Source organism: Streptomyces sp. NPDC040405 (assembly GCF_055595765.1).
The window spans coordinates 426690-446701 of record NZ_JBVIVI010000002.1 but is presented as its reverse complement, the minus strand read 5'-3'; the positions used below and the strand labels follow the sequence as shown (position 1 = coordinate 446701).

Sequence of the window (20012 nt, the reverse complement as noted above, 5' to 3'; positions counted from 1 at the left end):
TCAGGCGAACAAGTGTGAGCCGAGCGGGTGTCGCCGGTCGAAGCCGGGGAGGATCAGGAATGTCGCGCTGGCCGTCGTGGTGGTGAATCGCAGCAGCGCGTCGGACGTGTCCATGTGGGTGAGGGTGGCGGTGAAGGTCCGCAGGTCGTTCTGGAAGCTGATGAAGAGCAGGCCCGGGGCGGGCTCGTCGGTGGTGTAGGAGCGGCGGAGCATGAGCCCGGCGCCGACCACGGTGGGGTTCGCCCTGCGCACGTGGGCGTCCGCGGGGACGAGATAGCGTCCGTCCGGTGTCTTGGCGCCGAGGTCCGGGCCCGACGCGACGGGGCCGCCGGAGAGGGGGACGCCGCTGGCCCGGCGCCGCCCGAAGACCGCTTCCTGCTCGGCTACGGACAGGGCGGCGAACCGCGGCAGGTCGAGTTCCATGCGCCGCAGTACGGCAAGGGTGCCACCGGCCACCGCGGGGGGCCCGGCCAGCCACAGGTCGCGTCGTTGTTCGGCGGCCGTGTGCGGACCCACGATGCCGTCGATGAAACCGAGCGGGTTTCGTGGCGCGGTGAGGCCGTTGCCGATGGGCACGTCCGTCCCGCGGCGTGCGGACTGCCGCCAGCGTTCGTGGACGCGGTCACCGGCCTGGTCCAGGAGGGCGGCGGCGACGACCGGGAGGAGCAGCGCGTCGCTGGCGCAGATCTGTAGCAGCAGGTCGCCGCCGCGGGCCCGTGGGGCGATCCGCTCGCGGGAGAACCGCGGGAGGTCGGCCGCGCCGGGCAGCTTCGTGCCCGACAGCTTCGTGCCCGACAGCGAGGCACCGGCCGCGCGCACCAGCCGGGGGCCCACGCCTACGGTCACGGTGAGGTCGCCCGGCGGCAGGCCCAGCAGCCGCCGGTCGGTCCCCGCGACGAGTGCGCGGATGGCCTGGCCGAGGTCGGCCAGTAACGGGCCGACGGCCACGGTGGCGCCGAGGTCGGCCACTACGGCCAGCAGGTTGCGCTGGGCCTGCTGGGGAATCGTGATGCCCGCCTGATGCCGCCCCATCGCCACGACCGGCGTCGGCGCGGCCGCCGCGGTAGGGGCGTGCCGACCCGGCCGGGCGGAGTCCGATGTGCACCCGGCGATCAGACCGGCGGCCACCGCGGTGCCGGTGACATCGAGGAGCGCGCGGCGTGACGGGTTGTGATCGGCGCGATGCATGGGGTGCAGGGTGCCACACTCGAATCGTGCACGTCGGTCAATCTCGCCGATTAGGGCGTGGAATTGGGCGTTCTGCCAGACTGGGATCATGCCTCGATTAGCTCTTCGCGTGGTGGCGGCGGTACTTGGCACGCTGGCACTTGTGTCCGGCTGCAGCGGCGGCGATGGCGGATCGGACAAGGGCCGACGGCCGACCGGTGCGCATGTGACGATCCGCGTGCCTGCCGATGCCCCGACGATCTCGGACGCGGTGTCCCTGGCCCACCCCGGTGACCTGGTGCTGGTCGCCCCGGGCACGTACCACGAGTCGGTGAAGATCGACACGGCCCGCGTCACTCTTCGCGGCGCGTCCCGGGACAAGGTCGTCATCGACGGGCGGCTGCGGCAGCCGAACGGTGTCGTCGTCGCGGCGCCCGGAGTGGCGGTACAGAACCTGACCGTGCGGAACAACACGCAGAACGGAGTCCTGGTCACCGGTTCCGCGGCGGCGGCCGCCGCCGGGCTGCCGGGGCGGAGCGGCGGCTACGACACCGGCGACGAGCCCGTCACCTTCCTGAAGTCGTTCCTGGTCTCGTATGTGACCGCGACCCGCAACGGGCTGTACGGCATCTACGCGTTCTCCGCGCAGAACGGGGTCATCGAGCATTCGTACGCCTCGGGCGGGGCCGACTCGGGAATCTACGTCGGGCAGTGCAAGCCGTGTCACATCGTGGTGCGGGACAACGTCGCCGAACTCAACGCGGTCGGTTACGAAGGCACCAACGCCAGCGGCGACATGTACGTGGTCCGCAACCGTCTCGTCGGCAACCGGGTCGGCCTGACCACCAACTCCGACCACCAGGAGAAGCTGCTCCCGCAGCGGGACGCCGTCATCGCGGGCAATCTGATCGCCGCCAACCAGCAGCGGGCCACCCCGGAGCAGGCCGACGGCGGGTGGGGCACCGGCATCGGCGTCGACGGCGGCAGCGACAACCAGTTCGTCCGCAACCGCGTCGCCGACAACAGCAACGCCGGGCTGGTGATCACCGCGACGGCCGACCTGCCGTCGGTCGGCAACCGGATCGTGGACAACACGTTCACCGGCAACGGCGTCGACGTCGGCTGGACGTTCCCCACCGCCACGCGCGGACGGGGCAACTGCCTGCGCGGCAATGATCTGCGCACCACGGTGCCCGCCCGGCTCGCGAAAACCGCGTCCTGTCCGCTGCCCGCCAAGTCGGCCTCGCCCGGCGGCCGGTGGTCGATCCCGACCGCGCCCGGTGGCATCCCGTTCACCGAGGTCGCGGCGCCCGGCCGACAGCCGCGGTTCCCCCACGCCACCACCACGGGCGCCACCGCTGTCCCGGCCGTTCCGGCCCGGCCGGACATGGCAGACGTACCGCTGCCACTGTCGTCCCTGCTTGCCGCGCACGCGCGGGTGCGGACGCCCTGAACAGCGGTACGCCCTGAACGGCGGTACGTCCTGAACGGCGGTACGTCCTGAACGGCGGTACGTCCTGAACGCGGTACATCCTGAACGGCGGTACGTCCCGAACGGCGGCTACCGCGTCGGAGTGACTCCGGGGACCGGCCTGACCGGTACGTACTTCTGGGTGTCGAAATCGATGACCGCGGGCCGCGACGCGGAACCCACGCTGACGCGGACCCGGTACATGGTGCCGTCCGAGCCGACCCAGTAGCGCACCCTGTTCGCCGTACCGGAACGGTCGCGGGAGGACGGCCCGGTCATGACGTCCACCCGATGCCCGTCCACCTGGTCCCGCCCCCACCAGGCGGCGCCGTTCTGCGGCATGAGCTGGGCGTTGTCCGGCCGGTCGCTGCCGAGGCCGAGTGCGATGGCCAGCGAACTGTCCAGCGAGCTGCCGGACGACTGCAGCGGGCGGCCGTACCAGCCCGAGCGGGGCGGCGACGCGGGTGCGCGGGCCGGGGCGTTCGCCATCGGGTGGACGAACACCGAGGTGGCCGTCCACTGGATCAGCCCGTCGCTGGACGTGTCGCGCCCGGTGCCGTGCACCACGCCGTAACCGCGCTTGCCCCGGTAGTCCACGGATCCGGTGACGGTCAGCCCACCGGCGGTGCCCGGCACGGTGATCGTCACCGCGCGGCCGTGCACCTCGTAGTTACGGAACCGGGTCATCGCCAGCCGGTTCGCCTCGTCCGTTGTCAGTGCGCGCGGACCGCCGGGGCCGGAGCCGCCGTCGCCGATGCCGATGCCGAGGGCCAGGAACGCGGCCACCGCGACGGCCGCCATGCCGAGGACGGCTGCCGCCCAGCGTGGCCGCGACCATCGGCGCCGGTCAGCCGCACGGCCTGGGATGGCTTGCCGACTTCTCACGCTCGCCCTCTCTGGAGACGTGATCTGCCTGCCCGCGCCATCCAGGTCGCGGGCAGGCAGATCGCTGTTGTCCGGTTCGTTCAGTGCTTCCGGGCGCGACGCCTCCGGCTCACGAACGCGAGCACCAGGCCCGTGCCCACCAGCAGCCCGACGAGGGCGACCGCCTCTGGCAGCCTGGACATACCGGTGTGCGCCAGCGAACCCGTGCCCCTACCGGCCGGAGCCACGTTGGCGGCCGGACCCGGGTCGGCGGGCGGACCCGGGTTGCCGGGCGGCGCGGGTGACGGCGGCGTACCGGCCGGTGGCGACGCCGGTCCCGGGCTCGGTGCCGAGGTCGGCTTCGATGGCGAAGTGTGAGTCGGGGTCGGATCGGGTGACGAGGTCGAGGTCGGCGTCGGGGTCGGAGTCGGGGTCGGCGTTGCCTTCGGGATGTACACCCCGGCGTCGATCGTGTGATCGACCCCGCCCGGCTTGTCCGGCGCCGTGACAGGCGCGGAGCCGTCGCACAACCGTCCGGTGGTCGGCGGGGTCACATTGGAGTCATGCGCACGGTTGCCACCGGCTCGCGGGAGTGTGAACCGCAGGTCGCTCGCCGGGGGCTGTTCGGGCACCTTGCTGGTGTCCGCGGTGCACACGTCGAACTGCACCGTGTACTTCGCGCCCGGCGTGAGCTCGTACTCGGCGCCGACACCACCGAAGTAGTACTCCCCGGCGGCATCGGTCCTGGTCGTGGCGACCTGCTTGCCGTCCGCGTCCAGCAGGTTGACCGTCGCCCCCGGCAGCAGCACGTGCCCCGGGTCCTGGATCCCGTTGTGGTCGCCGTCGAACCACACGACGTTGCCGATCTGGACCGGCGCGTTCGCCGCCGCGTACGCGATGTCACCGAGCCCGCCGGCCTTGCCGAACCCGCCTTGCTCCCGGCTGACGAACTGGAACCCGTTGGCCTTCGGGTTGTTGCCCGGGCCCTGACCGGTCGTGATGTCGTGGTACCCGGTCCCTGAGGTCGCGACGTCGACGACCGGGTCGAACTCCGTGCTGACGACCCACTGCTGCTGCGGGATATAGGCCACCGACCCCAGCGCGGTCTCCTGGTGCGCGTTGGCGTAGGTGTCGCCCGGGAAGTATTCGGCGACATCGGCGGGCTGACCGCCGCTGTTGGCGGGGGTGGCGTGGTTGGGGCAGCTCCCAGTGCCTTCCCACTGGTATTCACCGGTGGGAGTGGCGCAGACCATGGCGATGTCACCACCGGACATGGCGTTTTCCGCCGTGTCGTTCCCCGGGCGGGGATCCAGCCCTCCCCAGCTGAGCACGTCCATGAACCGGTCGCGGAAACCCAGGATCATCGAACCGTCGCGGCCGAAAGCGAGGGAGGCCAGCTCCGGCTGCGGATCGATGAAGACGCCGCCCGCCTTCCGGTCGTCCCACGTGTCCAGGCTGGTGTTCCACGGGTTCCAGTGAGTGGCCTTGTCGCCGGAACCGAAGACGCTGCCGCGCTTGTCGGTGAGCGCGTGGGTCAGCACCGTGGTGAACCGCTTGCCGTCGTAGGTGGAGACGACGGCTTTCAGGTCCGCGCGCTTCTGCGTGCTCTCCGCGCTGCACACGCCGCCCATGTACAGCGTGTTGTTGTGGACCTGGAGGCCGAACGGCCGCCAGTCGTCGGGGCTCGCGCAGCCCGGGTCCGGGATCGGGACCGTCGACTTGGGCGCCGCGGCGGTGGACCCTGTCGCGTCGAAGCTCACCAGGCTGCGGGTCCGCAGGTTCACCGCGTACAGCGTGGAGCCGTCCTCCGACAGGGCCAGGCCACCGATGCTCTCCTTGCCCGGCGCGTCGGTGAACCCGGGATCCTTGATCATGTTGGCGGTGTCGTGCTGCGTCACCGCGGCGTCCGGCACCCGCGCGAACAGCTGTGGCGCACCCGAGCCGTCGACCGGCACCGTGTAGATCGCACCGGCGCCCTGCGGCCCGTACGGGGCGTACCGGCGGGCGAACGCGCTCTGGAACAGCTGGGTCCGGTCCTTGTCGTACGCCAACCCGAACGTCGTGCCCACCTGGTCCTGCGTGGCCAGCGTCGTCGGGCACGCCACATCGGTGGGGCACGTGCCCCGGGTCTTCGTCCCGAACGCCACCAACGCCCGGTTGTCCGTCCCGTTGGCGCCGTTGTGGACCGGTACGAAGTACCGCGAGTCCGGCAGCGCGTAGTCGGCCGGATCCCACACCCCCGTCACCACCGAGGCGTTCTTTCCGTCCGACACATCCACGAACGACGTGAAGCTGTCGAAGTGGTTCTCCACCGTCGACGCGGGCGCCGCCCGCAGATAGTCGCCGTACGGTGCCGGGATGCTGACGTCGACGCGGTATCGACCGCCGTCCAGCACCGCCGACTGCGACACCACGACCTTCCCCGTGGCATCCGTGACGCCGGTGACCAGGTGACCGGCGGGGTCGGAGACCGCCACCTTCATGCCCCGCTGGGGCACGTCCATCGTCGTGTTGACCACGCCGGTGCCGAAGAAGTCACGCAGCACCTCAACCGTCAGCGTGCCGTCGGCGGCCGCAGCGGCGGCCGGTCCGGCCGCCGCCCCCACGGTGCCGCCTGCCAGCAAAAGAACGGATAACCCCATGCGTCCCAGAGGCTCCACAAGCCCCCAGGCCGACCGGCGAGCGTCTCTGCATACTCGGCTCATGGCACCACACTCCACACTCCTCTTGTCACGAAAACGAATCCCCCGCTGCTCGCCACACGTCCACTTCGTGGCCCCTGACGCGGACACCAGTTCGGGAATCCACGGAAAAGAAAAAGGGCCCACTGCTACTACGTGGACCGCGTTGCGATAATCGTTTTTTTGATGCTGCTGGCGGGGCATAAGCTCCGCGGGCCAGGAAAGGCGAACGCGCGTTCAATACCTTGGCCAGGACCGCCCTGGATTGCAGGTTCTTGCAGCTCAATCACGGTACCCACGCCCCCACCGCCGACCTCACCGACCGCCACCGCGAGCAGCGCGCGATATCGTATCCCTGAAGTCCCGCCGCCACCAGCGGTACCGCTGGCATTCACGGGGGTTCGCGACAATCCTCGAACACCCGGAGAATGTCCCCCGAAAGAACGTGCGACGTTCCGGTTCGCCTGCCGCGTGATGACCGTGGCGTCATATGTGACTTTGGAGCAGGCGGGTCGCTAATGCGGGTGCCGCAAGTTCGAATCCTGCCGGGGTACCACGTAGTAAGCCGCTGGGCTGGGGCTCTTCCCCAGGGGGCGTCATGCTCACGCTGATCCGCGTTCGCCGTCGTGGACGGCCGTGATGAGGGGGTCGGGGCCGGGGGTTTCGAGTTCGTCTACCGCGGCCACCGCCAGGTCCTCGGCGCTGATCCAGGAGCGGCCGTCGGCGCTGGTGAGCAAGGTGTCGGTGCCGCGGCGGTAGCGGCCGGTTCGGGCGCCGGGTTCGAGCAGGGCCGGTGGGCTCAGGTAGACGTAGTCGGCGGTGTGGGACTGGCAGGCTCGCAGCTGGGCGACTCCGGCGGCGGCGACGGGCTTGATCTCGGCGGGGACGTAGGCCGGGTTGTCGGCGACCAGCAGATCGGGGTCGTCGGGGCTGCGCAACGCGCCGGCGCCGCCGACCACGAGGACGCGGATCCCGAGGCGGGCGGCGAGGCTCAGCACCGTACGGGTGGTGCCGACCAGGAACTCCTCGTCGACCGGTGTGGTCCGCACGGTCAGTACGACGGTGTCCGCGGTGCCGAATGCCTCGCGTAGGGCGTGGGGGTCGGTCGCGTCGACCGCGACGGGCGTCACGCTCGGGGTTCCGGGGGTCTCAACGGCGGGTTTCCGGGACAGGGCGATCACCCGGTGGCCGCGTGCGGCGGCCTCGTCGACCACCCTGCTGCCGACCATCCCGGTGGCGCCCAGTACGGCGATCGTCATGGCTTTCCTCATCGGATCCGTCCTTCGGTCTTCTCGGGCTGGGCTTCTGTCGGGCTGCCGGGGGCCACGCGGCCCGACGGCTTCGGGGCGTTGAGCTGCGCCGCGAGCAGCGCGGCCAGGGCGAGGACGAAGCCAAGGGTCTGCGGGAGGCTCAGTGACTCCCCCATCGCGACGCCGATGACGGTCGCGACCAGCGGGGACAGCAGCACCAGCGGTGCGGACGCGCCGACCGGCAGCTTTCCTATGCCGCGGAACCACAGCGTGGACGCGATCAGCCCGCCCACGCTGCCGAGCCACAGGTATCCGCCGACGGCTCCGGCGTCGATGCGCGGCGGCGCCCCCTCGACAGCGACGGTGAGCGGGAGCAGCAGCAGGCCGCCCGCCGTCAGTTGCCAACCGGTAAGGGTCAGTGGACCGACCCCCGCGGGGAGCCCCCAGCGCTTGGTGAGGACGATCCCGGTCGCCATGGTGGCCGTACCGCCGAGGCCCGCGAGGATGCCGACGGCGTCCAGCCTGGCCTGCGGTCCCAGTACGACGAGTCCGACGCCCGCCACGCCGAGCACGCCCCAGGTCAGTCCCCAGGCCGTCGGTCGCACGTGGAGCAGCACGACGGCCAACCCGGCGACCAGCAGCGGCTGGGTCGCGCCGAGGGTGGCGGCGACACCGCCGGGAAGTCGTTCGGCGGCGATGAACAACAGGGGGTACAGCGCGCCGATGTTGAGCACGCCGAGGACCGCGGCCTTCCACCACCAGTCCCCGCGCGGGAGCACGCGGGTGATGGCCAGCGCGAGCAGCCCGCCGGGCAGGGCGCGCAGCATCCCGGCGAACAGCGGATGCCCGGACGGGAGCAGTTCCGTGGTGACGACGTACGTGGTGCCCCAGGACGCGGGGGCGAGCGCGGTCAGTGCGGCGGTGGCCGCCTGCCGCGCGTACGGGATCCGCGGCGGGCCAGCTGCCCGGCCAGCGGCCCGCTCGGTGGAGGTATGCATGTGATGAAGTCTCGGAACTGACCTGCCATGAGTCCAACACATGCTTTTCATCGCAACGATGAACGAGGAAGATTGCCGGGTGGATCTCCAGCAGATGCGCTACGTCGTCGCCGTAGCCGAAACGCGCAACTTCACCCGCGCCGCGGAGCGCTGCTTCGTAGTGCAGTCCTCGCTGAGTCACCGGATCGCCGGTCTGGAGCGGGAGCTCGGGGTCAAGCTGTTCGCCCGGTCCAGCCGCCGTGTCGAGCTGACCTCCGCGGGAGCGGCGTTCGTCGCCGGTGCGCGCGAGTGCCTGGCCGCCGCCGACCGCGCGGCCGCCGACGCCGCCGCCGCGACCGGCGTGGTACGCGGCCGACTCGGCGTCGGCGTGATCGTGACGACATCCGCCGTCGACGTACCCGAGCTGCTGCAGCGGTACCGCGCCCAGCACCCGGACGTCCGCGTCACCCTCCGCTCCGGGCGCAGCGATGAGCTGGCGGCGGCGGTCCGGAACGGCGACCTGGACATCGCCTTTCTCGGCGTGCCGGAGAGCGAACCGCCGTACGGTCTGGAGAGCGTTGCCCTCGATCGCGACGAACATGTGCTGGTGGTCCCGGCCGGGCACCGGCTGGCGGGCGTTCCCCGGGCCACGATGCGGGAGTTCGCCGACGAGACGTTCGTGGACTTCGTGAGCGGGACACCCGCCCGGGCCCAGTCCGACCAGGCGTTCGCCGCCGCGGGCCTGGTCCGCGACGTCGCGTACGAAGTGGGCGTCGTGGAGATGATCACCCGGCTGATCGCGCGCGGGCTCGGCATCGGGCTGCTGCCGTCGGCGTTCATCCGGCCGCGGGCTGCCGACGACCCCGAACTGGCCCTGATCCCGGTGGTCGACGGACCGCGTCGGGTCGAGTACCTGGCGTGGAGCCGCTTCAACCCCAGCCCGGCCACCCGGGCGATGCTCGACGTCCTCGGGGTGGGACCGCCGTCGCATGACGAGCGCTACGTCCGATAGCCGCCAGACGGCGTGGGGGCGGGCGGCGACGCTGGTTGGTGTGATCGATTCCGACGAAGCGCTCATCGAGCGGTACCTGCTGTCCGGCGCCGAGTTCGAGCAGCGGTTGCGGGCCGTGGGGGACGAGCAGTGGGGCTGGTCCACTCCCTGCGCGGAGTGGAACGTACGTCACCTGGTCAACCACATGACCCGGGGCAACCTCAGTTACACGGGACTGCTGAACGGCGACACCGGCGAGGACTTCCTGCGGCAGCGGGACGCCGACGCTCTGGGCGGTGATCCGGTCGGCGCGTATGTCCGTTCCGTGCGCGATTTCGCCGCGGCCTTCGCCCGGCCCGGTGCGCTTGAGCGGGCGCTCGACTATCCCCTGGGCCGCATTGCCGGCCGTCAGGCCGTCGCCGTGCGAACCACGGACAGCGTGATCCACACCTGGGACCTCGCGCGCGCCCTGGGCATGGACGAGCGCCTGCACCCGGATCTGGTGGAGTGGATCGACCGCGATCTGGAGAAGACCTACGCCGGTCTGCCCGAGACCCCCACCGCGGCCGGGACGACCCACCGTTTCTTCGCGCCGCCCGTGGTTCCCGTCCCTGCCGACGCGTCCCGCCAGGATCGGCTGCTGCGCCGGATGGGGAGGGACCCGGGCGGGAGCCCCGTGGCGTGAGGGAGGCCGACATGATCATGCGGATGGGGTGGCTCGGCCGCGTAGTGCACGGCCAGGCCGGCGGCCGGGGCGAGGCCGTGGCCCCTGAGGTCGAAGGTCGCCACGTCGTGGTCGCGTCGTCGGTGCGCGGACGTCGCCCCCGCGTCAGGGTCAACTCCGCCGCGTGAGGCGTTCGACGGCGTCCCAGAGTTCGCCCTCGCGCTGCGGGTCGTACGACTCCTCGGACGACCGGGCGGCACGGTCGCGGTCGACGTACGACCCGGTCGGCGCCCTGGTCGTGCCGAGGACGACATCGGCGAGGTGGCGGCCCGCGGCGCTGCGGGTGGTGGCGAACGGGGTGAGGGTCATCGCGGGCAGGATGCGGCGCATCGCGAAGCGGGAGACGGGGTCCGCGTTGCGGGCGAGGCCGGTGCCGGGGACGAAGCCGGGGTTGTAGGCGACGGCGTCGATCCCGGTCGGCAGGCGGCGCGCGTACTCGTGCACGAGGTAGATCGCGGCCAGCTTGCTCGTCGAGTAAGCGGTGCGTCCAGCGGCCGTGGTGTCCGGCCTGGGGAAGGCGCCCGTACGGGCCAGGACGTCCGGGGACTGCCAGTCCGGGCCGGGCACCATGCCCAGGTTGTGCCGCAGGTCGCCGAAGTGGGTGTCGCTGGCGGTGATCACGATCCGGGCGGGCGCGGCGAAGCGGTCCAAGAGCAGACGGACGAAGAGGTGGTTGGCGAGCACGTTGACCGCGAAGGTGGACTCGAATCCCTCGGGCCCCTCGGTCAGCGCGTCGGTGTACTGCACACCCGCGTTGCCCACGAAGCCGCGCAGCGGCGGGAGTTCACCGTGGTCCAGCCGGTCGCGGATCTCGGTGACGGCCGAGCGGACGCTTCGTAGCGAGCCGAGGTCCGCCGGGATGTACGAGACGTACGGGACCGTACGACCGCCCGCGGTGAGCTGTGCGCCGGAGGCGGCGCGGGCCACGACGAGGAGGTGCGCGTCCGGCGACCGGCGCAAGATGTGCTCCGCGGCGACGCGGCCGATCCCGCGGGTCGCGCCGGTCATCACGAGGGTGTGCTTCATGGGGTGTCTTTCTCCGTTCCGCCCGGCTTGGGCCCCCTACGTTCGCCGCACCCCTCGCCGCCGACCAGTGCCGTGTCCGTCACTAGGACTGGCAGTACCCAGGCTGATGTGGCGCCGCGCGGCGAGAATGGGCCCATGGGTTCCTCCCGCTCCGGCTTCGCCGTACTCCTGCGCGCCTGGCGCGACCGCCTCTCCCCGGCAGACGCAGGGTTCACCGTGACCGCCGACCGCCGCGCACCGGGGCTGCGCCGCGAGGAACTGGCGCAGCTGGCCGGGCTCTCGGTCGACTACGTGCTGCGGCTGGAGCAGGGACGCGCGACGAACCCCTCGGCCCAGGTCGTCGGCGCCCTCGCCCGCGCCCTCCAGCTCTCCCGCGCCGAGCGCGACCAGCTGTACCGGAGCGCCGGGCTTCTGCCGCCCCAGGACGGGACGGTCAGCACCCATGTGCCCGCGGGAATCCAACGGCTCGCCGGGCGCCTGGGCGACGTACCGATCGGGGTGTTCAGCGCCGACTGGACCCTGGTGTGGTGGAATGCCACGTGGTGCGCCCTGCACGGCGACCCCGCCGCCGTCCCGCCCTCCGAACGCAACCTCGCCCGCGCCCTGTTCGCGCGCGGCGCCGCGCACGCCGCGATGCTGCCCGTCCAGTCCGAGCGGGGTCAGGACGCCTTCGAGGCGTCGATCGTCGCCGACCTCAAGGACGCCGTGTCCCGCTACCCCGGGGACGTCCAGCTCGATCGTCTCGTGAACGAACTGCGAACCGTATCCGACACCTTCGCGCATCACTGGTCCACGCAGACGGCCGCCGTCCAGCACACCACCGACCGGAAGACGATCCGCCATCCGGAGGTCGGCGACATCCTGCTCGACTGCGACGTCCTCATCGTCCCCGGCGCGGACCTGCGCATGGTGACGTACACGGCGGCGGCCGGGAGCGACGACGCGGCGAAGCTCGACCTGCTCCGCGTCACGGAGGTCCGTAAGCCGCCCCTCGCCGCCAACTGGCCGACCGCACCGTAGGGTTCGGATCATGGTGACCGCGACCGTGCGCGAGTGGCACGAGGAAGAAGGGTGGGGCGTGCTCGACTGCGTCGAGACTCCCGGTGGCTGCTGGGGCCACTTCTCCCACGTCGAGAGGGATGGATTCGGCACGCTGTCACCAGGACAGCACGTCGAGCTCGAATGGGAAGCGCCCGGCTTCGAGCAGGACGGGTACGAGTACCGCGCGGTGCGCATCGTTCCTCGTCACGGCGGCTGAACGGGCCGCCTACAGCGGTTCGCCGGGGATGGCCAGGTAGGCCGCACGCAGGTGGGCGAGCAGGGGGTGGTCGTGGCCATCGGGGTCTCGCCGATGCGGGAGATGGCGCGCACACCGAGGCTCGCGTTCGTCGCGAAGGCGGCGTGCATGTGCGCTGCGTCCGTGAGCCAATGCGTCATGCGATCGCGACGCATCAGCGCCGGTCCGACCGGTAAGGATCCGGAAGTTTCCGTGATTCTTTCCGGAACGCTGTTGACTGTTGATGTGAGCAGTTCAAAACTGCGGGAAGCGGGGAGCGAGGAGGGATCACGCACATGAAGGACGCACCGGCGAGTCGCAGACGAGGTCGCTTAGGGCTGCTCGGCCGCTTCAGGCTGCTCATCAGCACTGTCTGCACGACCGTGCTGGTCGCCGTGGCCGCGGTGGCATTGCCCGGCACCGCGCACGCCGACACGGTCATCACCACGAACCAGACCGGCACCAACAACGGCTACTACTACTCGTTCTGGACCGACGCGCAGGGCACCGTCTCCATGAACCTGGCCTCCGGTGGCAGCTACAGCACGTCGTGGCGCAACACCGGGAACTTCGTCGCGGGCAAGGGCTGGAGCAACGGCGGGCGCAGGAGTGTGACCTACTCGGGCACGTTCAACCCGTCCGGCAACGCCTATCTGGCGCTCTACGGGTGGACGTCGAACCCGCTCGTCGAGTACTACGTCGTCGACAACTGGGGCACGTACCGGCCCACGGGGACGTACAAGGGGACCGTCACCAGCGACGGCGGTACGTACGACATCTACAAGACGACGCGGTACAACGCGCCGTCCGTCGAGGGCACGCGCACCTTCGATCAGTACTGGAGCGTCCGGCAGTCGAAGAGGACGGGCGGCACGATCACCACCGGCAACCACTTCGACGCCTGGGCCCGCGCCGGAATGCCGCTGGGCAGCTTCAAGTACTACATGATCCTCGCGACCGAGGGCTATCAGAGCAGCGGTAGCTCCAACATCACGGTGAAGTAGCTCGAGCTGACGAGGACGAATCCGTATGAGAATCAGATCGTTACTGGCCGTCGTCGCGATGGCTGCCGCGGGCACCCTCACCACCGTCCATGCCGCACCGGCGCAGGCCGCGGCGACGGCGTGCGGCGGGTACGTCGGGCTCACCTTCGACGACGGCCCGTCCGGCAGCACATCCGCCCTGCTCAACGCGCTCAAGCAGAACGGGCTGCGGGCCACGATGTTCAATACGGGCCAGAACGCCGCCGCCAACGCGTCCCAGGTGCGGGCCCAGGTCAGCGCCGGGATGTGGGTCGCCAACCACAGCTACACCCATCCGCACCTGACCCAGCTGAGTCAGGCGCAGATCGACTCGGAGATCTCCCGGACGCAATCGGCCATCGCGGGCGCGGGCGGCGGCACTCCGAAGCTGTTCCGGCCGCCGTACGGCGAGACCAACGCGACGGTGAAGTCGGTCGCGGCCAAGTACGGCCTGACCCAGATCATCTGGGACGTCGACTCGCAGGACTGGAACAACGCCAGCACCGACGCGATCGTGCAGGCCGCCGGTCGGATGACCAACGGCCAGACCATCCTCATGCACGACTGGCCCGCCAACACGGTCGCCGCGATCCCCCGGATCGCTCAGGGGCTGGCCGCCCGCGGCCTGTGCGCCGGGATGATCTCGCCGCAGACCGGCCGCGCCGTGGCCCCGACGGCGTAACAAGGGTCAGGCGTTCAGCGCGGCGATCAGGGCCTTGGTCACGTCCTCGGTCGTCGCGGTGCCGCCCAGGTCGCGGGGGAGGATCCCCGCGGCCGTCGTCGCCTCGATGGCCTTATGCAGGCGGGCCGCGGCGTCGGGGAGGCCGAAGTGGTCCAGCATCAGGGCCGCGCTGCCGACCGCGCCGATGGGGTTGGCCAGGCCCTGGCCCGCGATGTCGGGGGCGGAGCCGTGGACGGGCTCGAACATGCTGGGGAAGCGGCGCTCGGGGTTGAGGTTGGCGCTGGCGGCCAGGCCCAGGCTGCCCGCCAGGGCGCTGCCGAGGTCGGAGAGGATGTCGGCGTTGAGGTTGGAGGCGACGACGACCGACAGGTCCTCGGGGTGGAGGACGAACTTCGCGGACATCGCGTCCACGAGGACGCTCTCGGTCTCCACGTCCGGGTAGTCGGCGGCGACGCGGCGGAAGACGTCGTCCCACAGGACCATGCCGTACTGCTGCGCGTTGCTCTTGGTGACGGACGAGACCTTGCAGCGGGTGCGGGTGCGGGCCAGGTCGAAGGCGAAGCGGATGATGCGTTCGCAGCCGACCTCGGTGAACAGGGCCGACTGTACGGCGACTTCGCCGCCCGGGCCGCGGCCGGAGAGGTTGCGGCCGCCGAGGCCCGCGTACTCGCCCTCGCTGTTCTCGCGGACGACGACCCAGTCCAGCTCGGTGTCGTCGGCCTTGCGCAGCGGGCTCTGGACGCCGGGCAGGAACTGTACGGGGCGGATGTTGGCCCACTGGTCGAAGCTCTGGCAGATCTTGAGGCGCAGGCCCCACAGGCTGATGTGGTCGGGGACGGTGGGCCAGCCGACCGCGCCGAAGTAGATGGCGTCGAAGTCCTTGAGGCGGTCCAGGCCATCGTCGTCGATCATCTTGCCGGTGCGCTCGTAGTACCCGCAGCCCCAGGGGAATTCCTCCCAGTCGAAGGCGAAGGCGCCGTCGGTGTTGCGGGAGTCCTCGGCCAGCGCGTCCAGGACGGCGCGCCCTGCGGCGACGACTTCCTTGCCCACGCCGTCGGCGGGGATGGCGGCGATACGGAACGTACGGGGGGCGGCGGTCATGGGTGCCTCCGGCTCGCTGTGGTGAGGTTGGTCCGAGTCAACACAGGGCGGCCGTGGCGCGTCCAAGACCTGGTTTCGATGCGACGTATAGGCCGGGCCAATGGGTCGGGCGTCAGTCCGTGTGTGCGCTGTCGCGCGCCCGCCGGGCGGCCAGTGAGCCGGTCAGGGAGAGGAAGGCCCGGGCGGCGGGGGTGAGGTGCGCGGGCAGGCTGACCATCGTCACGTGCAGCTGGGCGGTCGGTTCGAGGGGCGCCACCGCCGCGCCGCAGCGCCGGGCGAGCCGGGTCCAGGAGGACGGCAGGACGGCGGCCCCGACCCCGGTGAGGACCAGGGGCAGGATCGACGTCCGGTGGTCGACGACCGTCACGATCTGCGTGCCCGTGCCGCCCGCCGTGATGTCGTCCACGATGCTGCGCATGAGGCTGCCGGTGCGGGAGGCGATGAGCTTCTGACCGGCCAGGTCGCCGGGCCGGATCGTGACCCCGTCCTCGATCGCCCCGCCGGGCGCGGCGACGATGACGAACGGCTGGTCCTCCACGTGCAGGACGTCGAGACCGGACGGGTTCACGGGGCTCGCCGAGCCCAGCAGGCCCAGTTCGCAGGCGCCGCTGCGCACCAGGGACAGGACCTCGTCCGGGGTGAACGCGGCCTGGGTGCTCACCGTCACCGAAGGGTGCAGCTCGGCGAATCGGTGGATGAGGGTGGTGAGCGGCTCGATGCCCGGCGAGGGCATGGTCGCGACCTCGACCGTGCCGCCGTGCAGCCCGGCGAGCCCGGCGGCCGTGTCCCGTACGGCGGCCAGGTCCCGCAGCACGCGGCGGCTGGGCTCCAGCAGCTCCGCGCCCGCCTCGCTGAGGACGACACCCCGGCCGACCCGGTGGAAGAGGGCCACCCCGAGGTCGGCCTCCAGGGTCGCCATGGCCTGCGACAGCGACGGCTGCGCCACGTGCAGGGCGGCGGCCGCCTTGCTGAAGCCGCCGTGTTCGACGATGGCGAGGAAGTACTCGAGCTGCCGGGCGTCCACGGTGCCTCCCGGGGCGGTTCTGGGCTGCTGCTGCCGGGTCAACCTATCCCCGCCCCCAGCCGCGGCCCGGTCCCGCCGCTACCCGCGGGTGGCCTCGGCGGTGTGCGCGCGGGTCGCCACCGCCGCAACCGGCCGATCCTCCTCGGGTTCGGCGGCCACGGGCGGCTCGCCGCCCTTCCCGGCCAGCACCTTTCGCGCCCGCGCCAGATCCACGCCGTTCTCCCACTTGGCGATGAACAGGGTGGCGACGGCGTTGCCGAAGAAGTTCACCATGGCCCGGCACTCCGACATGAACTTGTCGATGCCGAAGATGAGCATGATCCCCGCGGCCGGGACATGTCCGACCGTCGACAGCGTCGCGGTCAGCGCGATGAAGCCGCCGCCCGCCACACCCGCGGCGCCCTTGGAGGTCAGCAGCATGACGGCGAGCATGCCGAGCTGCTGGGTGATCGACAGCGGCGTATCGGTCGCCTGGGCGATGTAGAGGGTGGCCAGCGAGAGGTAGATCGCCGCGCCGTCGAGGTTGAAGCTGTAGCCGGTCGGGACGACCAGGCCGACCGTGGACCGCTGGACGCCCATGAACTGCAGCTTCCGCATCAGCCCCGGCAGAGCGGGCTCGGCGGTGGACGTGCCCAGGATCAGGAAGAACTCCTCCTTGAAGTAGCGGATGAGCTGGAAGATGTTCAGCCGTACGTACGCGGCGAGCACACCGCCCAGCACCACCACGACAAACAGGGCGGAGGTGACGTAGAAGAGCAGGATCAGCGAGCCGAGGCTGGTCAGCGTGGACAGGCCGAACTTCCCGATGGCGTACGACATCGCGCCGAACGCGCCGAGCGGCGCGGCCTTCATCACGAAGGACAGCACCTTGAAGACGACCTCGGTCAGCCGTCCCACGCCCGCGATGATCGGCTCGCCGACCTGCCCGACCGCCTTCAGCGCGATCCCGAAAATCACCGCCAGGAAGATGACTTGGAGGATGTCGCCCTCGACGAACGGCCCGAAGAAGCTGTTCGGCACGGTGTTCGTCAGGAACTCCCACCAGTGCTGGTGCTCGCCCTGCGCGATGTACTGACCGGCCTCGTCCGAGGTGCTCAGCGTCGACGGATCGGCGTGTACGCCGTCGCCGAGCCGTACGAGGTTGATGGCGACCAGCCCCGTGAGGAGGGCGACGACCGTGCCGACCTGGAAGTACGTCAGCGCCTTGATGCCGGTGAGCCCGACCTTCTTCAGGTCCGCGACTCCGGCGATGCCGCCGATGATGGTCAGGAACACGATCGGCCCGATCAGCATCTTCATCGCGGTGATGAAGGTGGTGCCGATCGGCTCCATCGAGGTGGCCAGATCCGGCCACCGCCAGCCCAGCACGATGCCGACCACGATCGCCGCCAGCACCTGGATGTACAACTGCCGGTACCACGGTTTCGCCGCGGCTCGCTCTTCCGGCTCCGGGGTCGCGGGTCGCTCTTCTGGGTCCGGGGTTTGCGTCATTGCGGCCTCCCTGATCGCGCGACACCGAGCCCGATCGGGCCGCGCCAGCTTGCGCCACAGTGAACCGGGCCACAGCTCAGGGGGTCCACGACCAAAAATCGATGCCCCGTATAGGCGGGGCCTATCTGTTCTGCTCCTGCAAGGCTCCTAGGGCTCGCTACGCGATGAGGTCGCGGAGAGCAGCGGGAAGCCGTCCAGGATCTGCCGCAGGCGCATCACCTGACGGGGGATGAACTCCGCGATCGTGAGCCCGACCACGTCCACGGCCTCGTCGATGTCGGCGACGACGCGCCGGACCTGGGCGCTGGTGAGTCCGTTCGGTTCGGCTCCGAGGCCGAGCACGATCTCGTCGCTGTCGACCGCGTCCACGTCGAAGTGCACGGCGACGCGCGAGCAGCCGGTCGCCGCGATCCAGTCGAGCAGGGGGCGCGTGGAGGTACGCAGGTCATCGGGGCCGAACGAGGCGATGCCCCACTCGGCTACGTGGGGAAAGTCGTCGTCGGTCCACGCGTGCAGCCCCGCCAGGACGACCCGGTCGGGCGGGACGGTCGCCGGGAGCAGCTTCAGGATGTCGGGGTCTCCGTGGCCGGTCAGGGTGGCCACGGCCATCGCGTGATACCCCGGGTACGCGCTCTCGGGGGTGCCGATGTCGGGGTGCGCGTCGATCCAGACGATCGCGAGGTCGTCCCCGTACCGGCGGGCCAGTTCGGCGAACGGCGCGACGCTGACGGCGCACTCTCCGCCGAGGGTCGTGATCCGTGCCGGGTCGTACGGGCGGATGGCCGCCAGCGCCCGTTCGAGCTGCGCGACGACGGCGGCCTTGGCTTCGACGCCGTCGCGCTCCTCCAGACCGTCGTCCGTCATCGTGACCGGCACGGTCACCGTGGGGCCCTGGTGCGGCGGCAGAACCGTTTCGAGGACCGCCGAGCCCACGGCGTAGCCGCGGCGGGCGACGTCCAACGGGAACTCGGAGGCGAACGCCTCGACGCTGGACGTGCCCGCGCCCTGCCACTGGGGCCATACGAGGCGAAGGTGCACGTCGTCGCGGTCGGGGCCGCCGGTGGGCGGCGGGTCGGCAGGCGTCATCGGGACTCCTTGTGTGGGTGAGGGTGTGGGCATCCGCCAGTACAACGGTGCGTTCGCGCGCGCTTCCAGCCGAGAGCCCGCGGGGGACACGGCGGTTCGGCCGTTCATGGGGAAGCGCGTCGGAAACGCCGATCCGGCGCGCGGATCGCCGATGCGTGATCGCCGATGCGTGAAGGGGTCAGTCGAGGTAGGCGCGGCGCAGGTCGGAGGGGAGGTCATGGAACTCCCGGCGGAATGCCCGGGTGAAGGTGGTGGGGTCGGTGAAGCCGCTTCGCCGCGCGATGTCCCCGACGGAGACCTTCTCGTACAGCGGATCCATCAGCAGGGCGCGGGCGTGGCGGAGCCGCTCCGAGCGGATCAGGCGGCTCGGCGACCCCTGCGCCCCCTGCGACCGCAGGAGCGCCGCGAGTTGCCGCGGCGATACGCCCACGGCGTGCGCCACGGCCTCCGGCGTCAGACCGGGGTCGGTCGCGCGTTCGCGGATGAGGTGCAGGGCGGTCCGTACCAGCGCGTCGCGGGTGCGGGGTGCGCTGGCGCTGTCCGTCAGGCGGGCGAAGACGGAGCGCGCGAGGTCGGTGACGGCACCGGCGAGTGCGTCGCGCTCGCCGAAGTGCATCTGCGTCTGCGGCTCTCTCCCTGTCTGCGCCTCCCTCTCTGTCTGCGTCTGCGCCTCCGTCGAGAGCGTCTCCTCGGTCAGCGCGACCAGCGCCCGGAGCGAGGGGATGCGGCCGTCGATCCGCCGCAGCCGGGCGGAGCTGACGGGTGCGGCCAGCTGCCGCACCACCGTGCGCGGGAACATCAGGACCAGCTGTCTCGACGCGGAGGCGGTGACGCTGTACTCGACCAGCGGGTCCGCGAGGGTCGCCGAACCGGCGTCGAGGGTGACGGAGCGGTCGTCGTGCCGCACGAGGGCCGTGCCACTGAGCTGGATCAGCAGAAGTACTTCGTCCGAGGGCGCCTGCCGCGCGAGACGGCGGGTCCGGGACACCTCATTGGTGGCGGTGACCACCTCGGCGACGCGTACACCACGCCCGAGCGGAGCCTGCCGAATCGTCGCGGAGAACCGGTCCTCGACGCCGACGACCGCCAGGGGAAAGAAGCATTTGCCGACGGCGTCGGCCCATTCATCCGGCCCGGAAGCGCTGAGCGTCTGCACGACCTCAGCATGCGGGCCGGGGA

The 20012-nt window shown here is 71.1% G+C and carries 18 protein-coding genes; 7 read left to right on the top strand and 11 right to left on the bottom strand.

The annotated features are described in order from the left end of the window. Positions 1-1188 carry a Dyp-type peroxidase gene (locus ACZ59A_RS09295; protein ID WP_470955629.1) on the bottom strand — a complete coding sequence of 396 codons (1188 nt, stop codon included), beginning with the start codon at positions 1186-1188 and terminating at the stop codon, positions 1-3. Between the two features lie 88 nt (positions 1189-1276). Here ACZ59A_RS09295 and ACZ59A_RS09290 point away from each other — a divergent pair, with 88 nt between their 5' ends. Beyond that, complete coding sequence (locus tag ACZ59A_RS09290) at positions 1277-2620, top strand: right-handed parallel beta-helix repeat-containing protein (protein ID WP_470955626.1); 1344 nt, start codon at positions 1277-1279, stop codon at positions 2618-2620. Positions 2621-2728: 108 nt separating this feature from the next. Here ACZ59A_RS09290 and ACZ59A_RS09285 read toward each other — a convergent pair whose 3' ends face one another. The 4 genes from ACZ59A_RS09285 to ACZ59A_RS09270 all read right to left on the bottom strand — a co-directional run bounded on the left by ACZ59A_RS09285 (position 2729) and on the right by ACZ59A_RS09270 (position 8431). Beyond that, a complete protein-coding gene (locus ACZ59A_RS09285) occupies positions 2729-3439 on the bottom strand; it encodes a hypothetical protein (RefSeq protein WP_470955624.1) in 711 nt (236 codons plus the stop codon). A gap of 164 nt (positions 3440-3603) precedes the next feature. Continuing rightward, positions 3604-6144: an SdrD B-like domain-containing protein gene (locus ACZ59A_RS09280; protein ID WP_470955622.1), complete on the bottom strand. Its 2541-nt coding sequence runs from the start codon at positions 6142-6144 to the stop codon at positions 3604-3606. 641 nt (positions 6145-6785) lie between these two features. Next, positions 6786-7442: an NAD(P)-dependent oxidoreductase gene (locus tag ACZ59A_RS09275; RefSeq protein WP_470955619.1), complete on the bottom strand. Its 657-nt coding sequence runs from the start codon at positions 7440-7442 to the stop codon at positions 6786-6788. 8 nt (positions 7443-7450) lie between these two features. Beyond that, on the bottom strand, positions 7451-8431 hold the full coding sequence (locus ACZ59A_RS09270) for an EamA family transporter (protein WP_470955615.1): 981 nt from the start codon (positions 8429-8431) through the stop codon (positions 7451-7453). Positions 8432-8510: 79 nt separating this feature from the next. On the opposite strand from ACZ59A_RS09270, the gene ACZ59A_RS09265 reads away from it, so the two are divergent. Both ACZ59A_RS09265 and ACZ59A_RS09260 read left to right on the top strand, forming a co-directional pair. Continuing rightward, a complete protein-coding gene (locus tag ACZ59A_RS09265; RefSeq protein ID WP_470957837.1) occupies positions 8511-9422 on the top strand; it encodes a LysR family transcriptional regulator in 912 nt (303 codons plus the stop codon). Between the two features lie 40 nt (positions 9423-9462). Then, complete coding sequence (locus ACZ59A_RS09260; protein WP_470955613.1) at positions 9463-10086, top strand: TIGR03086 family metal-binding protein; 624 nt, start codon at positions 9463-9465, stop codon at positions 10084-10086. 150 nt (positions 10087-10236) lie between these two features. Here the strand turns inward: ACZ59A_RS09260 and ACZ59A_RS09255 are convergent, their stop codons facing one another. Further along, the gene (locus ACZ59A_RS09255) at positions 10237-11151 is read right to left on the bottom strand and encodes an SDR family NAD(P)-dependent oxidoreductase (protein WP_470955610.1); all 915 of its coding nucleotides are present in this window, start codon (positions 11149-11151) and stop codon (positions 10237-10239) included. A 135-nt stretch (positions 11152-11286) separates the two neighbouring features. On the opposite strand from ACZ59A_RS09255, the gene ACZ59A_RS09250 reads away from it, so the two are divergent. The 4 genes from ACZ59A_RS09250 (at position 11287) to ACZ59A_RS09235 (ending at position 14131) form a co-directional block, all read left to right on the top strand. Continuing rightward, positions 11287-12171 (top strand): helix-turn-helix transcriptional regulator, encoded by an 885-nt coding sequence (locus ACZ59A_RS09250; RefSeq protein ID WP_470955609.1) that lies wholly within the window; start codon positions 11287-11289, stop codon positions 12169-12171. 10 nt (positions 12172-12181) lie between these two features. Then, positions 12182-12409 carry a cold-shock protein gene (locus tag ACZ59A_RS09245; RefSeq protein ID WP_470955607.1) on the top strand — a complete coding sequence of 76 codons (228 nt, stop codon included), beginning with the start codon at positions 12182-12184 and terminating at the stop codon, positions 12407-12409. A gap of 314 nt (positions 12410-12723) precedes the next feature. Further along, positions 12724-13431, top strand: a complete 708-nt coding sequence (locus tag ACZ59A_RS09240; protein ID WP_470955604.1) for a glycoside hydrolase family 11 protein — start codon at positions 12724-12726, stop codon at positions 13429-13431. A gap of 25 nt (positions 13432-13456) precedes the next feature. Beyond that, entirely contained in the window at positions 13457-14131 is a 675-nt protein-coding gene (locus tag ACZ59A_RS09235) for a polysaccharide deacetylase family protein (RefSeq protein WP_470955601.1), read from the top strand. A gap of 6 nt (positions 14132-14137) precedes the next feature. Here the strand turns inward: ACZ59A_RS09235 and ACZ59A_RS09230 are convergent, their stop codons facing one another. The 5 genes from ACZ59A_RS09230 to ACZ59A_RS09210 form a co-directional block, all read right to left on the bottom strand. After that, entirely contained in the window at positions 14138-15232 is a 1095-nt protein-coding gene (locus ACZ59A_RS09230; RefSeq protein ID WP_470955598.1) for a tartrate dehydrogenase, read from the bottom strand. Between the two features lie 112 nt (positions 15233-15344). After that, positions 15345-16256 (bottom strand): LysR family transcriptional regulator, encoded by a 912-nt coding sequence (locus tag ACZ59A_RS09225; protein ID WP_468048836.1) that lies wholly within the window; start codon positions 16254-16256, stop codon positions 15345-15347. A 78-nt stretch (positions 16257-16334) separates the two neighbouring features. Continuing rightward, positions 16335-17747, bottom strand: coding sequence for a C4-dicarboxylate transporter DctA (gene dctA, locus ACZ59A_RS09220; protein ID WP_470955590.1), 1413 nt, complete (start codon positions 17745-17747; stop codon positions 16335-16337). A 147-nt stretch (positions 17748-17894) separates the two neighbouring features. Next, positions 17895-18833 carry an arginase family protein gene (locus ACZ59A_RS09215; RefSeq protein ID WP_470955587.1) on the bottom strand — a complete coding sequence of 313 codons (939 nt, stop codon included), beginning with the start codon at positions 18831-18833 and terminating at the stop codon, positions 17895-17897. A gap of 178 nt (positions 18834-19011) precedes the next feature. After that, positions 19012-19989: a helix-turn-helix domain-containing protein gene (locus ACZ59A_RS09210; protein ID WP_470955582.1), complete on the bottom strand. Its 978-nt coding sequence runs from the start codon at positions 19987-19989 to the stop codon at positions 19012-19014. Between the last annotated feature and the right edge of the window lie 23 nt (positions 19990-20012).

What these genes read in the sequence shown, in the direction of transcription:
- ACZ59A_RS09250 (WP_470955609.1), top strand. Translation starts at nt 11,287, where the DNA reads ATGGGTTCCTCCCGCTCCGGCTTCGCCGTACTCCTGCGCGCCTGGCGC.
- ACZ59A_RS09295 (WP_470955629.1), bottom strand. Translation starts at nt 1,188, where the DNA reads ATGCATCGCGCCGATCACAACCCGTCACGCCGCGCGCTCCTCGATGTC.
- ACZ59A_RS09270 (WP_470955615.1), bottom strand. Translation starts at nt 8,431, where the DNA reads ATGCATACCTCCACCGAGCGGGCCGCTGGCCGGGCAGCTGGCCCGCCG.
- ACZ59A_RS09215 (WP_470955587.1), bottom strand. Translation starts at nt 18,833, where the DNA reads ATGACGCCTGCCGACCCGCCGCCCACCGGCGGCCCCGACCGCGACGAC.
- ACZ59A_RS09245 (WP_470955607.1), top strand. Translation starts at nt 12,182, where the DNA reads ATGGTGACCGCGACCGTGCGCGAGTGGCACGAGGAAGAAGGGTGGGGC.
- ACZ59A_RS09275 (WP_470955619.1), bottom strand. Translation starts at nt 7,442, where the DNA reads ATGACGATCGCCGTACTGGGCGCCACCGGGATGGTCGGCAGCAGGGTG.
- ACZ59A_RS09255 (WP_470955610.1), bottom strand. Translation starts at nt 11,151, where the DNA reads ATGAAGCACACCCTCGTGATGACCGGCGCGACCCGCGGGATCGGCCGC.
- ACZ59A_RS09230 (WP_470955598.1), bottom strand. Translation starts at nt 15,232, where the DNA reads ATGACCGCCGCCCCCCGTACGTTCCGTATCGCCGCCATCCCCGCCGAC.
- dctA (WP_470955590.1), bottom strand. Translation starts at nt 17,747, where the DNA reads ATGACGCAAACCCCGGACCCAGAAGAGCGACCCGCGACCCCGGAGCCG.
- ACZ59A_RS09240 (WP_470955604.1), top strand. Translation starts at nt 12,724, where the DNA reads ATGAAGGACGCACCGGCGAGTCGCAGACGAGGTCGCTTAGGGCTGCTC.
- ACZ59A_RS09235 (WP_470955601.1), top strand. Translation starts at nt 13,457, where the DNA reads ATGAGAATCAGATCGTTACTGGCCGTCGTCGCGATGGCTGCCGCGGGC.
- ACZ59A_RS09285 (WP_470955624.1), bottom strand. Translation starts at nt 3,439, where the DNA reads ATGGCGGCCGTCGCGGTGGCCGCGTTCCTGGCCCTCGGCATCGGCATC.
- ACZ59A_RS09280 (WP_470955622.1), bottom strand. Translation starts at nt 6,144, where the DNA reads ATGGGGTTATCCGTTCTTTTGCTGGCAGGCGGCACCGTGGGGGCGGCG.
- ACZ59A_RS09290 (WP_470955626.1), top strand. Translation starts at nt 1,277, where the DNA reads ATGCCTCGATTAGCTCTTCGCGTGGTGGCGGCGGTACTTGGCACGCTG.